Annotated in this window: 13 protein-coding genes; 10 read left to right on the forward strand and 3 right to left on the reverse strand. The window is 71.3% G+C overall.

What is annotated here, in order from left to right; translation table 11 throughout:
- Positions 1–1,041: an NAD-dependent epimerase/dehydratase family protein gene (locus AC3ERS_RS24430; protein ID WP_431970399.1), complete on the forward strand. Its 1,041-nt coding sequence runs from the start codon at positions 1–3 to the stop codon at positions 1,039–1,041.
- A 25-nt stretch (positions 1,042–1,066) separates the two neighbouring features.
- On the opposite strand, the gene rfbC is transcribed toward AC3ERS_RS24430, so the two are convergent.
- The gene (gene rfbC / locus AC3ERS_RS24435) at positions 1,067–1,639 is read right to left on the reverse strand and encodes a dTDP-4-dehydrorhamnose 3,5-epimerase (RefSeq protein ID WP_431970400.1); all 573 of its coding nucleotides are present in this window, start codon (positions 1,637–1,639) and stop codon (positions 1,067–1,069) included.
- Between the two features lie 34 nt (positions 1,640–1,673).
- Here rfbC and AC3ERS_RS24440 point away from each other — a divergent pair, with 34 nt between their 5' ends.
- Positions 1,674–2,813 (forward strand): class I SAM-dependent methyltransferase, encoded by a 1,140-nt coding sequence (locus tag AC3ERS_RS24440; RefSeq protein WP_431970401.1) that lies wholly within the window; start codon positions 1,674–1,676, stop codon positions 2,811–2,813.
- 61 nt (positions 2,814–2,874) lie between these two features.
- The gene (locus tag AC3ERS_RS24445) at positions 2,875–3,513 is read left to right on the forward strand and encodes an MspA family porin (RefSeq protein WP_431970403.1); all 639 of its coding nucleotides are present in this window, start codon (positions 2,875–2,877) and stop codon (positions 3,511–3,513) included.
- Positions 3,514–3,534: 21 nt separating this feature from the next.
- Here AC3ERS_RS24445 and AC3ERS_RS24450 read toward each other — a convergent pair whose 3' ends face one another.
- Together AC3ERS_RS24450 and AC3ERS_RS24455 are read right to left on the reverse strand one after the other, a co-directional pair.
- Entirely contained in the window at positions 3,535–4,371 is an 837-nt protein-coding gene (locus AC3ERS_RS24450) for a glycosyltransferase family 2 protein (RefSeq protein WP_431970404.1), read from the reverse strand.
- 9 nt (positions 4,372–4,380) lie between these two features.
- The gene (locus AC3ERS_RS24455; RefSeq protein WP_488186858.1) at positions 4,381–5,718 is read right to left on the reverse strand and encodes a polysaccharide pyruvyl transferase family protein; all 1,338 of its coding nucleotides are present in this window, start codon (positions 5,716–5,718) and stop codon (positions 4,381–4,383) included.
- Positions 5,719–5,954: 236 nt separating this feature from the next.
- Between AC3ERS_RS24455 and AC3ERS_RS24460 the strand changes: the two genes are divergently transcribed.
- From AC3ERS_RS24460 to AC3ERS_RS24490, 7 genes are all read left to right on the forward strand, one after another.
- Complete coding sequence (locus tag AC3ERS_RS24460) at positions 5,955–7,031, forward strand: glycosyltransferase family 4 protein (protein ID WP_431970406.1); 1,077 nt, start codon at positions 5,955–5,957, stop codon at positions 7,029–7,031.
- On the forward strand, positions 7,028–8,182 hold the full coding sequence (locus tag AC3ERS_RS24465) for a glycosyltransferase family 4 protein (protein ID WP_431970407.1): 1,155 nt from the start codon (positions 7,028–7,030) through the stop codon (positions 8,180–8,182). The genes AC3ERS_RS24460 and AC3ERS_RS24465 overlap by 4 nt, the downstream gene beginning before the upstream one ends.
- The gene (locus tag AC3ERS_RS24470) at positions 8,175–9,566 is read left to right on the forward strand and encodes a lipopolysaccharide biosynthesis protein (RefSeq protein ID WP_431970408.1); all 1,392 of its coding nucleotides are present in this window, start codon (positions 8,175–8,177) and stop codon (positions 9,564–9,566) included. Before AC3ERS_RS24465 ends, AC3ERS_RS24470 begins: the two co-directional genes overlap by 8 nt.
- Positions 9,563–10,576 (forward strand): CgeB family protein, encoded by a 1,014-nt coding sequence (locus AC3ERS_RS24475; RefSeq protein WP_431970409.1) that lies wholly within the window; start codon positions 9,563–9,565, stop codon positions 10,574–10,576. Before AC3ERS_RS24470 ends, AC3ERS_RS24475 begins: the two co-directional genes overlap by 4 nt.
- A gap of 73 nt (positions 10,577–10,649) precedes the next feature.
- Positions 10,650–11,996, forward strand: coding sequence for a hypothetical protein (locus AC3ERS_RS24480; protein ID WP_431970410.1), 1,347 nt, complete (start codon positions 10,650–10,652; stop codon positions 11,994–11,996).
- A 19-nt stretch (positions 11,997–12,015) separates the two neighbouring features.
- Positions 12,016–13,296: a Wzz/FepE/Etk N-terminal domain-containing protein gene (locus tag AC3ERS_RS24485; RefSeq protein ID WP_431970411.1), complete on the forward strand. Its 1,281-nt coding sequence runs from the start codon at positions 12,016–12,018 to the stop codon at positions 13,294–13,296.
- Positions 13,293–14,651: a glycosyl hydrolase family 28-related protein gene (locus AC3ERS_RS24490; protein WP_431970412.1), complete on the forward strand. Its 1,359-nt coding sequence runs from the start codon at positions 13,293–13,295 to the stop codon at positions 14,649–14,651. Before AC3ERS_RS24485 ends, AC3ERS_RS24490 begins: the two co-directional genes overlap by 4 nt.
- The last annotated feature ends 3 nt before the right edge of the window (positions 14,652–14,654 follow it).

The following is a 14,654-nucleotide window of genomic DNA, read 5'->3' on the forward strand; positions in this document are numbered from 1 at the left end:
ATGCGGGTACTGCTCACCGGACACCAGGGTTATCTCGGCACCGTCATGGCGACGGTGCTACGCGCCGCGGGCCACGACGTGGCCGGACTGGACTCCGGGTTCTTCGCCGACTGCGTGCTCGGCGCGCTGCCGGGTGATCCGCCGGGCTCGTCGGTCGACCTGCGTGACGTGTCGGCCGAGCAGCTGACCGGATTCGACGCGGTGGTGCATCTGGCGGCCCTGTCCAACGATCCGCTGGGCGCGCTGGCGCCCGAGATCACCTACGACATCAACCATCACGCGTCGGTGCGGCTGGCCCGGTTGGCGAAAGCGGCAGGCGTGCGCCGGTTCCTGTACGCCTCGACCTGCTCGGTGTACGGCGCCGCGGGCGAGGACCTCGTGACCGAGGACGCCCCGCTGCGCCCGATCACCCCGTACGCGGAGAGCAAGGTGCGCGTCGAGGACGATGTCGCGGCGCTCGCCGACTCCGGCTTCTCGCCCGTATTCCTGCGCAATGCCACGGCTTTCGGCTTCTCGCCGCGACTTCGGGCCGACATCGTGCTGAACAATCTCGTCGGCTACGCCGTGCTCACCGGCGAGGTGAAGGTGCTCTCCGACGGCACGCCGTGGCGGCCGCTGGTGCACGCGCGTGACATCGCCGCCGCGTTCGCGACCTGCCTCACCGCGCCGATCGACGCGATCCACACGCGCGCGTTCAACATCGGCACCGAGGAGAACAATCTGACGGTCGCCGAGATCGCCGAGGCCGTGGTAGCCGCTGTGCCCGGCTCCCGGCTGCTCGTCACCGGGGAGAACGGCGCCGATCCGCGCTCCTATCGCGTCGATTTCTCCGCCGCGCGCGATGCCATCGGATTTCGCGCCGAGTGGACCGTGCCCGCGGGCGCGACCGAGCTGTACCGCGAGTACACCGCGAGGGGGCTGACCAGTGCCGACTTCTTCCACCGTTTCACGCGACTGCCGCACCTGCGCAAGCTGTGCGACTCCGGGGTGCTCGACGCCTCGCTGCGCCGGATCGGGACAGCGGCCGCCGCGCAGACTTGATCGGACGCGCCGCAGGGTCGTCGGCTCAGCGCGCCGCGGGACGCTGCCAGACGGCGCGCAGCAGCTGTTCCCAGCTGCTCGCTGCCGCGTCGCGCGCCGAGACCTCGGTCACCGCGAGGGGCCAGGCGATGCCGAGGTCGGGGTCGTCGTAGGCGACGCCGATGTCCTCGGCCGGGTCGTGCGGCCGATCGATGCGGTAGCAGACGTCGGCCGTCGCGGTGAGGGCCTGGAATCCGTGCAGGAAGCCCGGCGGCACGTACAGGTGGTGGAAGTCCTTGTCGTCCAGCCGAAATGCCTGCTGCGCGCCGAAGGTGGGCGAGCTGGGCCGGATGTCGACGAGCACGTCGTGCACCGCGCCGTGCGCGCAGCGGACCAGCTTGGCCTCGCCGCGCCCGGAGCGGCCGTGCATGCCGCGAATCACGCCGCGCGCGGAACGGGATTGAGAGTCCTGGACGAACGCGGCCGCGGCGCCCGGCGCGCCGAGCCGCTCGTCGAAGGCCTCGGCGTCGAAGGTCCGGGTGAAGAAGCCCCGAGCGTCGTGGAACGGCTGCGGAACGAGCAGCAGGACGTCGGCGAGCTCGGTCTGCTCGATACGCACGGGGTCATCGTGCCATGAGAGAGGGGAATCCGGCATGAGTTCCGAGCCGGGGAATCTCTGCCGCGGCTGCGCGAGTGCGGCGCTGCGCCCGATACTCGATCTCGGGAAAGTTCCTGCGGCCGACCATTTTCCGAGTGCGCAGAGCCCGATCGATCCCGACGAGGCCGGACATCCGCTGCGCATGGACTACTGCGCCGCGTGCGGACTCGCCCAGCTCGCCGAGGACGACACCGTCACCGCGGAACCGAGGGGCGTGGAGCCGCGGGCGCTGCGCGATCAGGCGGCCGACGCGGTCGCCGCGGTGGCGGCGGCCGGGCTGCTGACCGGACACACCGCGCGCGAATTCGGCAGCCCGCACGGCGGCACCTGGCTACCGCTGCTCGCCGCGCGCGGCTTCACCGAGACCGTGGCCCCGGCAGACATGGTGCTGGACTGCTTCGGGATCATGCACGAGCCCGATCAGCGGGCCGCGTTCCGGCGGCGCGCGGCCGCGACCGCGCCGCACGGCGCACTGCTTGTCCAGTACCACTCGCTGGCCACCATCGTGTCGGCCTGCCAATGGAACGCGTTGCGCCACGGGCACTTCGCCTACTACTCGCTGACCGCGCTGCGGGGACTGCTGCACGAGGTCGGCATGAGCGCGACGCACGCCTGGACCTTCGACCTCTACGGCGGGACCATGCTGCTGCGCGCGGTGCACGGCGCGGCGGCACCGCACGATTCGGTCCGCACCGTGCTCGACAGCGAAGCGCCCCACGTCGATCCGGGCGCGCTGCCCGCGCTCCAGCGCACTGTCGACCGGCACGCGAGCGCGTTGCGCCGATGGCTGGAGGACCGGGCCGAGCGCGGATTTCGCGTCTACGGATACGGCGCCGCGTCGCGGGCGGTCGCCCTGTTCAGCCTGGCCGGGGCGCACCGCGGCCTGATCGCCGGGGTGGCCGACGCCTCCCCCGCCAAGCAGGGGCGGCGGATGCCGGGAACCGACATCCCGATCGTCTCCCCGCGCGAACTCGTCACGGCGCGACCGGATCTCGTGCTCCTGACGCTGCCCGATCTGCTGGCCGAGGTGCGCGCGGCCTACCCGGAACTCGACGGCCGCTGGGTGGTCGACGGGCCGTCCGGACCGCGGGAAGGAGGCACCGGGACAGCGATCGTTACCCGCGCCCCAACGTGATTCGTTGTCGCAGGGCCGCGTTCATTCCGTATGACAAGTATTCACGCAGCGAAGGACTTTGATGATCAACCTCAACCTGCCTCCTCGTCGGGGCGTCCGCGCCGTCGCGCTCGCCTCCGTCCTGGCGGCCGGGCTGGTCTTCGGGAACGGTTCCGCCGCGGCGGTAATCGACAGCAGCAATACCGTCGTGGACCGCCAGGACCGCGCGGTGGAAGCCATCCAGGCCGACACCCGCATCGATTTCGTACCCCCGCTGGACGGCAACCCGCTCACCAGGGAGTGGTTCCACCACGGGGAGGCGGCTTTCAAGGTCTCCGGTCCGCACGCCGAGGACTGGAAGGGCCGGATCACCATCGGCTATCAGGTCGGGTTTCCCGCCACGCTGAACGGCAAGATCCGCTTCGAGTATTCGACACCGGGCCTCGGCGTCGATCTCGGCGGCGGTGACGGCGCGTTGCTCAAGATCGACGGCTTGATCCCTCGGCTCGGTCTCCAGCTGGAGGTCGGTTTCGGGCCGGGTATCCAGACGATCGAATGCGCGAGCGGCGAGATCTCCGGCACGTCGGGCTTCATTCGCATGTCGGGCTTCCACGGCACCGTCACCGGCGTTGTCGGGCCGACCAACATTCGCCCGTTCGTGATGATCGTCGGCGCGAACGGCGACACGGTGATCACCTACGGCAGGCTCTGGACTATCTGAGCCCGCCGCAGGCCGCCCGGATCAGACCAGCAGATCCGGGCGGTTCCGCACGGTCGCCAGCGTCCGCACGCGCAGCCGGTGCAGCGCCGCCTTCGCCAGCCTGGTGTCCCCGGCCAGCACGTCCCCGCGGTGCACCAGTTCGGGATAGTCCTGCGCGATCCGGTGGTGGAAGCGGTACATCTCCGTCAGCTTGCTCACCGTCGAGGACCGGCTGCACAGGTTGAACGACGAATTGCGCCAGGCGGCAAGGATCTCCGTCATCCCGAAGAACGCGCCGAACGAACCGACCCTGGCGAACAGATCGACGTCCATCGGAAACACCAGATCGCCGCGCAGTCCGCCGACCTTGTCGTAGTGCTCGCGGTAGAACATCGCCGCCGCGGTCGGTCCGAAGTCGGCGGGCCCGCGTCGCACGATGGTGCGCGCCAGCACGCGCGGGGTCTGCCTGCCGAGCAGTCCCGCGAGGCCGAGCCCGGACTCCATGACCGCCCCCGCTTCGTCGATCACCTCGAACCGGCTCGACGAGATGGCGATCGAGCGGTCCGCCATCACCGCCAGCTGCGCGGCCAGCGCGCCGGGCCGCAGCACGTCGTCGGCGCAGACGACCTTGACCAGCGTGCCGGTCGAGGCGGTGATGACCTTGTCCCAGTTCCGGCCGATCGGTAGCACGGTGTCGTTGCACAGCACCCGCACCCGGGGATCGTCGACGGAGCGCGCCACCTCCCCCGTGTCGTCGGTGCTGGCGTTGTCCAGCACGACCAGTTCGAAGTCCTCGTCCTGTGCGAGTACCGAATCCAGCGTGGCGGCCAGCGTCCGCCCCGAGTTGTACGCCGGAACACACACCGACAGCGATGCCATGTCAGCCCCCTAGCCGTCGACCCGGGCGACCGGGCCGTTCTCCACCAGCCTGAACACCCGCTCCAGGCCCGCCCTGCTTGCTTCGATCTGCTCGACGGCCTTCTGCTGCAACGGATCACGCAGCTCGGGAGCGGCTGCCCACTGCTCGTCGATGGCCTCGCGCAGCGCCGTGTCCAGGTCGGGGTCGTCCAAGTGCACCACCCGCAGTCCGGCGCCGAACATGCCGGCCAGACCGTGGAATTTGTCGTCGTAATACTCCGAGGCGGTGATGCCGACCGCCGGAATGCCTTGAGACAGCGCGAAAACCGCCAGGTGGTAGGCGCTGGTCACCAGCACGCGGCAGCGGGCGACCTGCCTGGCCACGTCCTGCGGGCTGCCGCCGCGTCCGACCGGCGACCTGCGCCGGACCGCACCCGTCAGCAGCGGCAGCGTCGAGCGGCGGTCCTCGGAGGCGTACTCGGAAATGATCAGCGGCATCAGTCCCGCGTCCAGCGCCGCGGCGCGGTCACGGACCACCCGGCCCAGCGTCTCCCGCGCCTCCGCGCCGACCGGCGCGTACTCCGCGACCCGCAGGCACAGGCCGAGGTCGGCGCCGATGCGGGCGTCGCGCAGCCGGTAACCGAATTCCACCGCGTCGTCGCCGGTGACCATCGTCTGTTCCGGCGCGACGCCGAGCCGCGCCAGCAGTTCCGGTCCGCGCCTGCGCTCGCGCAGCGCGACGAAGTCCACTCCCGGCAGCACCTCGGCGGCGCGATCGAGCAGGCCCCGATCGCGTAGCGGGCCTAGACCCTGGCCGACGAGCGCGGTCGGAATGCCTTGGGAACGCGCCTTTTCCAGGAGATCGAGGGTGCGGTGCGCCTGGTACTTGTCGACGTCGGTCATGTACCCGCCGCCGAGGGCGAGCACCAGCGAGGCCTCGGCCACCGCCGCGGGGACCTCCGCCCGCGGCTCGGGCGCTTCGGGCTCGGCGACGGCGGTCGCGGCCTCGGCGCGCAGCGCGCGGACCCGGTCCTTGGGTCCGTCGGTGGCCGCACGCCAGCGCAGCGCGGCAGGTCCGATCAATTTCGTTGCGGCCGTGCGGGATACCCGGCCCATCCAGCCGCTGGAACCCCAGGACCAGTCGGGTCCGCTGATGGGTTCCGCCTCGGGAAGCAGCGCGCGCAGCACCGCGGGCTGGTGAGTGAGCACCCCGATGCGCGCGTGCGGCCAGCGAGCGCGCAACCGTTCGACGGTGGTGACCATCATGGCGATGTCACCGCGATTGCGCAGCCAGTACTCACCGTTCTCCACGAGCACGCGAATATCGCGCTCGGCAAGGGTGACTCGCTCGGGCACAGAACTACCGATCCCCACTGTGTCAGTCCTCCCGCTGGTCCCCCGCGGGTCGGCTCGTGCCGAGCACGAACTCGCTGTGCAATCTACCCCACGCCACCCGCCACGGCCAGCGTTCGCGATGCCACGCCGAGTACGCCTCCGTGTCCTAGACTGTTGCGCGGGAAGCGAGTTCGGCCGGGCGATGCGCGCGACCGGTGCAGGGAGTAGGGGGCCGTGTGACGGCAGGGACGGGGTCACTGCGTGTGCACATGACCGGGTCCGAATGGTTCACCGCGGAGCCGGGTGGACTCAACCGATACTTCACCGAGCTGTTCCACGCGCTCGCCCGCAGACCGGAGGTCGCGGTGTCGGCGGCGGCCTGGGGCGCGACCGGTGACGACGATCCGCCCGGAGCCCGATCCTGGGGCGCGACAGGGGGCTCCACCGCCCGGCGGGCCCGCGTCGCGTTCCTGGATCGAGCAGCGCTGCGTCGCGCCGCCGTGCTGGATCGTCACTTCTGCCTCTACGGGCCCGCCGCGATCGGCGGGAAGGGGCGGCTGCCGCTGGTGGTGCATTTCCACGGCCCTTGGGCGGCGGAGAGCAGGCTCACCGGGCAGCGTGAGCTCGCGGCCAAGGCGAAGTACCTGATCGAACGACTGCGTTACGCGGGCGCGGACCGATTCGTGGTGCTGTCCAACCATTTTCGCGAGGTGCTCGGCGCGGACTACCGGATACCCGAGGAGCGGATCGCGGTGATCCCGCCGGGGGTCGACCTGTCCCGTTTCCGTGCCGCCCCGCCGCCCGCGGACGCGCCGACCCGCACCGTCCTGTGCGTGCGCAGGCTGGAACGCCGCATGGGCATCGATACGCTGCTGCGCTGCTGGCCCGGTGTGGTGGCCGAGCGTCCGGACGCGCGCCTGGTGATCGTCGGAACCGGCACGGCGGAAAGGGAATTGCGCACCATGGCCGCCGGGGCGGGCCTCGGCGACTCCATCGTGTTCGCCGGGCACGTGGCCGACGAGCGGCTCGCCGAACTGTACGAACAGGCCGCGCTCACGGTCGTGCCGACCACCGCGCTCGAGGGTTTCGGACTGATCGCGCTGGAGTCCCTCGCCGCGGGCCGGGCGCCGATCGTCACCGACTGCGGCGGGCTTCCGGATTCGGTTCGCGGGCTCGATCCTTCGCTGATCGTCCCGGCCGGCGCGGCCGACGAGCTGGGCGCGCGCATCACCGCCGCGCTGCACGGCGCGGTGCCGACCCCCGAGCGCTGCCGTGCGCATGCGGAAACCTTCTCGTGGGACGTCACCGCGCAGCGCCACGTGGCGATGTACCGGACGATCACATGACGATCCGGGCGGTGTTCCTCGCGCACACGGCGGTTCCCTCCGGCGCCGAACTGGCCACCCTGCGACTGGTGTCCGCGCTGCGCGCCGAGCGGCTCGTCGAGGTCGCCGTGATCTACACGGAGGACGGTCCGATGGTCGAGCGGACGCGGGCGCGCGACGTCGACGCGCGCGTGGTCCGCGGCGCGTTCGACAGCCGCGCCATGACGATCGGGTCCGGGCCGCTGCGGCTGCTGGCGGGCGCGCTCGCGCTGCTGCGCCTGGGCTGGACCCTCGGCGCGCACCCGGCGATCGGGCAGGCCGACGTGCTGGTCGCCGAGAGCACCAAGGCGCTGGCGATGGGCGCGGTGGCGGCCCGGCGCGCGGGCATACCCCTGGTCTGGCAGGTGCACGACCGGATCGCGGCCGACTACTTCGGGCGGCTGCCCGCGCTCGTCGTCGGCCTGCTCGGGCGGGCTGTGGCACAGGGCTTTCTGGCCAACAGCCGAACCACGCTGGCCACGCTGCGCACCGGCCGGCGCCCGGCCGAAGTCGCCTATCCCGGAGTCGAACTCGGTGCCGCACCGGACCGCGCCGCCCAGCGCGACCCCGCCGAGACGGTGGTCGCCGTATTGGGGCGGCTCGCCCCGTGGAAGGGACAGGACGTGCTGTTGCGCGCGGTGGCCGCGACGAGGATCCGGCCGCGCCGGGTGCTGCTGATCGGCGGCGCCTTCTTCGACGAGGAACCCTTCGCCACCGAATTGGACCGGCTCGCAGCGGATCTCGCGCTCCCCGTGACCCGCACCGGTCACGTCGACGACCCGAGCCCGTACCTGTGCGACGCCGACATCCTGGTGCACTGCTCGGTGCTGCCCGAACCGTTCGGTCAGGTCGTCGTCGAAGGCATGCACGCGGGCTGCGCCGTGATCGCCTCCGGCCCCGGCGGTCCCGAAGAGATCGTGCGCACGGGCGCCGACGGTCTGCTGGTGCCCGGCGGGGACGAATCGGCGCTCACCGCCGCGCTCGACACCCTCATCGGCGATCCGGACCTGCGCACGCGCCTGGCCGCGGCGGGGCGCGGGCGCGCCGCGGATTTCGACGTCGCCGTCACCGCCCGATCCGTCGCCGCCTTCCTCGGCCGGATCGTCCAGCGCCGGGGCGCCGCCCATGTCTGAGGCGCGGTATGCCGCGGACCACGCGGGTGCGGGCGGCGCGCATCGCAGGGACGACGAGGCGCGCGGGCCGTCCGGCGGCGGCGCGCACCGCTCGCAGGGGTTGCTCGCGGTGCTGCGCGATATCGGGTACGTCAGCTTCGGCAAGTACGGCCAGTACGTCATCACGGTGGTGACGGTGCCGCTCATCGCGCGCGTACTCGGCACGCACGGACTCGGCCTGCTCGCGATCGGCATGGCCGCCTATTACCTCGGCTCGCTGCTGGTGGACCTCGGCATCACGTCGTTTCTCGCCGCGCGGGTGCACGACACCGCCGAAGACCGCGAGGACCGGCGCGGCTACGTCAACCAGCTGCGCGGCGACTACCTCGCCATCCGCGCCACCGGCCTCGCGGTGCTCGGCGCCGTGCTGGCCGCCGGCCTGGCGGTCGGCGTTCCGGAACAGGCGGACATGATCCTGCTCGGCCTTGTCGCCGGCGGATTCTCGTCGACATCGGAGGACTGGCTGCTGATCGGGCAGGGCCGGTTCGGCACCTCGACCGCGTATCAGGCGGTGGGCCGGATCGGGTATCTGATTCTGCTCGTGGTGCTGCTGCCCCGGCTGCCGCACGCGTACGTCGCGCTGCTCTGCCTGCTCGTGTCCTCGGTACCGACCGTGACGCTGACCTGGTGGGACGCGCTGCGCACCTACGGCAGGCCCGCGCGGCCGCGACTGGTGCGGTCCGTACTGCGCACCGGCGCACCGGTACTCACCTCGCGGTTGCTGATCACGTCGTACGGTCAGGGCGCGCCGGCGGTCTACGCCGCGGTGCTCGACGCGGCGGCGCTCGGGCTGTACTCCGCGGGCGATCGGCTGGTGCGGGCGATCCAATCGATGCTCGACCCCATCGGCTTCGCGCTGCTGCCGCGCATGGCCCGCCGCAGCGCCGACCACCGCTTCTGGCGGCACGCGCTGCAAGCGCTCGCGGCGGCAGTGTGCGTGGCGACGGTGGCGGCCGCGGCGGTGTGGCTGGCCGCGCCCGTGCTCGTCCACCTCGTGTTCGGCGACAAGTTCACCGGAGCCATCGGGCTGTTGCGCGTCGAGGTGCTGATATTGCCCGCCACCACGGTCACCTCGTTCGTCACCACCGCAGTGCTTCCGGTGCGGCAGGACACCACCGGCGTGCTGATCGGCGCGGTGCTCGGCACCTGTGTGGCCGCCGCGGCGCTGGCCATCGCGTTCCGCACACACTCGGTGTGGACGCTGGTGTACGGCTCGGTGGTCGTCGAATGCACCGTTGCCGCCTGGTATCTCGCGCGCGTGCGCAGGCTGATCGTGCGCGAGCGAACCCCGGCGGCGAGCTCCGATCCGGCCGTGGTGATGATGCGCGAGGAGGGCGGCGCTTGAGGATCCTCTATGTCGGCGACGATTGGATCGGCAGCAATGCCCGCTCACTGGCCGACGGCTTCCGCCAAGCCGGGCACGAGGTGCTCGTCGTCGACTCCACGCCCGTGACGCTGCCCGCGCGGCTGTCCCCGCCGTGGCTCTACGCCAAGGCGGCGCGGCGGCGCGCGCCCTGGGCCGTCGAGCGGCTGCACACCGAGATCGACAGCGCGGCAGCGGCTTTCCGCCCGGATCTGCTGTTCGCGTTCAAGTCGGTGCACCTGGACCAGCGGCGGCTGCTGGCCACACCCGCGGCCCGCCGCGTGCACTACAGCCCCGACGACGTCGCCAATCCGGAGAACATCACCCCCGATTACCTGGCGCACGAACCGGACTGGGATCTGGTGGTGACCACCAAGCGGCACAACGTCGCCGAGCTGCACGAGCGCGGCGCCCGCGCGGTCGCTTTCGTGCGCAGCGCCTACGACCCGGCCTGGCATCACCGCGCGGCGCGGCGCGGCCGACGTGAATTCCTGGCCGGTTTCGTCGGCGTGTGCCGTCCGGACCGCCGCGCCGACCTCGTCGCATTGGCGCGAAAGTACGGCGAGCGCATGTTGATTCGCGGACCGGGCTGGCGACGAGTGCCCGAATTGCGGTCGACGGGGGCGGTGGTGGCGGGACCGGTATACGGGCAACACTATTCGGCGGTGATCGCCACGGTCACCGCCAACCTGGTGCTGCTCAACTCCGACAACCGCGACACCCACACCTGCCGCACCTTCGAAGTGCCCGCGGCGGGCGGGCTCTTCGTCGGCGAGCGCACCGACGAGCACGCCGAACTGCTGCGCGACACGGCCGAGTGCTTCCTGTTCACCGACACCGCCGAACTGCACGAGATCCTCGACTGGTGCGCGGCCAACCCGGAGCGGGCCGCCGCCGTCGCCGACGCCGGGCACCGCAGGATCGTCGAAGGCGGCCACCGCTACGTCGACCGGGCGCGGGAGATCCTCGCCGCGCTGGAGGCTCAGGTATGAGCGAGCGCAGCGAGCGAACAATGTGCCAGCCCGCCGGAGGCATGCCGGAGCCGAGCGCCAGCGAGGCTCGGGCATGAATCCGGTCGCCGAACTCGCCGCCGTCGCGGGGGCGCTGCTCACCCTGGTCGTCGCGGCCGCGTGGATTCCCGGTGTGGTGCGGGTTTTCGTGATCGCCCAGGCGGCGTTCTGGTCGCTGTCCTACATCGCGCGGCCGCTGGTGTTGCTCGCGGTGCGGCCGCAACCGCACTACGGCGACAACGTGCCCGACCCGCGACTGGCCGAGCTCGGCTACGACCGCGGCATCGCTCTCGTTCTCGACCACGTCGTGTTCGGACTGTGGGTGTACGCCGCGCTGGTGGTGGCCTACGCGGTGTGGGCCCGCAACCGTCCGCCTGCCGCGCCCGCCTTGGCAGGCGACCCGGATCTGATACCCACGCTGGTCACCATGTACGCGCTCGGCCTGCTCGGTCGCGCCGCCGCGGTGGCCACCGGCGCGGTCGGCAACGCAGGCGATGTCACCAGCGCCAACCCGATCCTGAGTTTCGTCTCGATCCTCGCCACGGTGGCGTCGCTCGGTCTCATCGTCTTCGCGCGCCCGGCGCGACCCGAGACCGCCGCCCTCGTCGTCGGCGCGCTGCTGGCCGGGGAGCTGGCCTGGACCGCGGTGGTGGAATCGAAGACGCCGATCATGGGCGCGGCGATGGCCGTCGCGATCCGCTTCGCCCTCTCCGGGTGGACGCGGGCCAAGGCGTTCGGCGTCGCCGGGATCGGTGTGCTCGGCATCGGCGGGTTCGGCTGGCTGCAATCGTTCAAGACCACCGAGCTCGCCAAAGCCGAAGCGGCGCTGATCGATTCGGACTACCCGACGGGCATGCGTCCCTTTCTGAGCATCCTGCGCCGGTTCGACCTGCTCGAGGCCGCCACCGACGCCTACCTGCACGGTCCCGGCTACTGGCTGACGCCGGGCGAGGTACTGAACAACGCGGTCCTCAGTCTCGTGCCCGCCCAACTGCTCGGCACCCAGAAGTTCCAGTCCGGCACCGCGTGGGCGCAGGACGTGCGCGGCGCCTCGGTCGACATGAGCAAGGTCTCGGTCTCGCTGGCCGAGGGAAATCTCAACGAGGGCTATGTGCTCGGCGGCTACACGGGCGTACTCGTCTGCGCGCTGTTCACCTTCGCGCTGCTGCTCGCCTGGGCGCGGGCGCTGTCCTCGCGGCTGTTTCCCGTCGTGGTGCTCGGCCTCGCGATCACCGGCTCCTCCGCGCTGTTCGAACGCGGAATCCTCGGCAGCATGGAGAACCTCGGCAAGTTTCTGCAGGCCGCCGTGCTGGCCTGGTTCATCCACGCGGTGGTCACCGAGGTGCGGCGCCGCACCCGGCACGCGCCACCGCAGGTCGTCGTTTCACCCGTCGTAGCGTAGGGAAAAGAGGTTCCTGGCAATGGGATTGACCGAATACTGGCGGATCGCGCGCCGACGCTGGCTCGTCATCGCCGGGGTGGCACTGGTGTGCCTCGCGGCGTCGGCGGTCTATCTGCGCGGCCAGCCGACCACCTATTCGGCCTCCAGCAGCATGTACGTGTCGATGGCGACCGGCACCTCGGTGAACGACTCCTATCAGGGCGGGTTGGCGGCTCAGCAGCGGGTGCGGTCGTACCTGGACCTGGCGACCAGCGTCACGGTGGCGGAACGGGTCATCGACGATCTGAGCATCGACATGTCCGCCGACGAACTGCGCGGCAAGATCACCGCCACCTCGCCGCCCGCCACCACCCTCATCGTCATCTCGGTCAGCGACGGCAACGCCCAGCGGGCGCGCGATCTCACCAACACCGTCGTCGCGCACTTCCGCAGGCTCATCGACGAATTGGAGACCATCGAACGCGACGCCGCGCCCGCCGCCCGCGTCGCGGTGGTGGACCGGGCGGAGCTGCCCACGTCACCCTCCGGACCGCAGTCCGGGCGCGTTCTGGCGCTGGGTCTGCTGGCCGGGCTCGCGCTCGGCGCGCTCGCCGCGTTCCTGCGCGATCGCACCGACCGCACGCTGCGCACGTCCAACGATCTCGAGGCGCTGCTGCCGGTGCCGATCTTCGGCATCATCGACGAGGGCAGGCCCGGCGCGGCCGACGAGACGCGCAGGATGCGCACCCGGCTGCTGCGCGAAGGGCACACGCACGCCATCCAAGTGACCAGCCTTTCCCCCCGTTCCGAACCGGAAGTCGCACTGGCACTGGCGAAATCGTTCGCCGACACCGGACGCTCGGTGGTGCTCGTCGACGCCGACACCTCCGGCCGTGGCGGATCGGAGCGATTCGCGACCGGACATGGGCAGGGGCTGGCCGCTGTGCTGCGGGGCGCGCCCGCCGCCGAGGCGCTGACCGGATGGCCGGAGACGGGCCTCACCGTGCTCCCCCTCGGCGACACCGACCTGCAAACAGCGGATCTGCTCGCGTCCGAACGGTTCGCGGGCGTGCTGGCCGAGCTGCGCGCGGATTTCGAGCACGTCGTCGTGCAGACCGCCCCGGTCGCCGCGGCCGCGGACGCCATCACGGTGGCGCCGCTGTGCGAGCGGACGCTCGGCGTGGTCGAACTCGGCGCGACCACGGCACCCCAATTGCGTGGCGCGCTCGCCACATTCGGCTCCGAGCGGCTCACCGGCGCGGTAGCGTACAGCAGGCCGGGCAACCGCTTGCAGCGGCTCGTGGGAAGGCTGCGGAGATGACCGACGACGGCCTCGGCCGACGACGATTACTTGCCGCGTCGCTGGGCGCCGCGGTGTCGGTGCCGCTCGTCGCGGCCTGCGCCGATCCTGAGACGCCCGGCATCGGATTCCGTTCCCCGCACGTCACCGACGCGCCCGCGGCGCGCAACGTGCGCGATTTCGGCGCGATCGGCGACGGGGTGGCCGACGACACCGCGGCCATCGCCGCCGCGGCCGCGGTGCAAGGCATGCCGCTGGTCCTCTATCTGCCCGCGGGCCGCTACCGGGTGACGGCCTGGCCGCCGATGGCGGACTACGCCACCGTCCTCGGCGACGGCGGCGACGTCTCGCTGATCGTGTGCGAGACCGACACCACGCTGATCTCGCTGCGCCAACGCAATCGGGTCCGGTTCGCGCGGCTGGGCATCTACGTCTCCGGGCCGCGCGCGACCGCCGTCGAGCTGTCCGAGTGCTTTCGCTGCTCGTTCGACTCGGTGGTGATCCGCGGCAACCATCTCAGCGGCAACCACCCGCGTTTTCTCGAGCAGCGCGGCGTGGTGCTCGAGGACAACACCGGCGGCACCTCCTTCGTCAACTGCGACATCAACAATTTCGGTTTCGGCATCGTCACGTCGTGCATCCAGAACTACGTCACCTCCTCCAAGCTGACCAGCAACTACGTGAGTGTGCTCGGCACCGGCAACGATCACAACGCCGGACTCGCGCTCAGCAACGTCGAATTCGTCTCCGACAGCGATCCGCGCACCACCGCGCGGCACATCGATGTCGACGGCGCGGCCAACGACTGGTGGCTGACCAATGTCTGGTTCGAGGGCGCCGCCACCGCGCTGGCGATCGGGCGGCGTGAGCGCGGCGGGCCCGCGCAGTTCGGCATGGTCAACTGCAAGGTCGCGGCGCGTGAGGTCTGTCTCGAGCTGGCCTACTGCCGCCAGCCCTACCTGGCCAACGTGCAGTTCGACAAGGATCTCGACAGGCATCCCATCGAGGTGCGGGTGGATCGCACCGGCTGTCCCGAAGGCACCGCGGTGAACCTGATCTCCAGCGCCTCCGACGATCTCGAGCCTGGGCTTTTCCCGGACGGCTGGACCGTGATCAGCCGCGACAGCCTGCACACGCCCCGATTCGACGGCACCCTCGTCGGCCGGGCAGGCCGCAGCGACGCCGACATCTTCCAGGCGCAGACCAGTGACGGGACCGTCCGCTCGGCGGTGCTCTCCAACGGCGCGTGGCTGTCCGACCATCCCGACGCGGGCGTCGTGCTCAAGGACGCCGCGGGCGGCTATTGGCGATTGTCGGTGGCCACCGACGGCGCGCTACGGACGAAGTCCCTCGGCCGCCAGCGACCCAAGGAGTGATCC

The sequence above is a fragment of the Nocardia sp. bgisy134 genome, from assembly GCF_057708325.1.

Excerpts from the sequence above, each read along its gene's own strand:
- AC3ERS_RS24460 (WP_431970406.1), top strand. The coding sequence starts at position 5,955 with ATGACCGGGTCCGAATGGTTCACCGCGGAGCCGGGTGGACTCAACCGA.
- AC3ERS_RS24440 (WP_431970401.1), top strand. The coding sequence starts at position 1,674 with ATGAGTTCCGAGCCGGGGAATCTCTGCCGCGGCTGCGCGAGTGCGGCG.
- AC3ERS_RS24470 (WP_431970408.1), top strand. The coding sequence starts at position 8,175 with ATGTCTGAGGCGCGGTATGCCGCGGACCACGCGGGTGCGGGCGGCGCG.
- AC3ERS_RS24480 (WP_431970410.1), top strand. The coding sequence starts at position 10,650 with ATGAATCCGGTCGCCGAACTCGCCGCCGTCGCGGGGGCGCTGCTCACC.
- AC3ERS_RS24485 (WP_431970411.1), top strand. The coding sequence starts at position 12,016 with ATGGGATTGACCGAATACTGGCGGATCGCGCGCCGACGCTGGCTCGTC.
- AC3ERS_RS24430 (WP_431970399.1), top strand. The coding sequence starts at position 1 with ATGCGGGTACTGCTCACCGGACACCAGGGTTATCTCGGCACCGTCATG.
- AC3ERS_RS24450 (WP_431970404.1), bottom strand. The coding sequence starts at position 4,371 with ATGGCATCGCTGTCGGTGTGTGTTCCGGCGTACAACTCGGGGCGGACG.
- AC3ERS_RS24465 (WP_431970407.1), top strand. The coding sequence starts at position 7,028 with ATGACGATCCGGGCGGTGTTCCTCGCGCACACGGCGGTTCCCTCCGGC.
- AC3ERS_RS24490 (WP_431970412.1), top strand. The coding sequence starts at position 13,293 with ATGACCGACGACGGCCTCGGCCGACGACGATTACTTGCCGCGTCGCTG.
- AC3ERS_RS24445 (WP_431970403.1), top strand. The coding sequence starts at position 2,875 with ATGATCAACCTCAACCTGCCTCCTCGTCGGGGCGTCCGCGCCGTCGCG.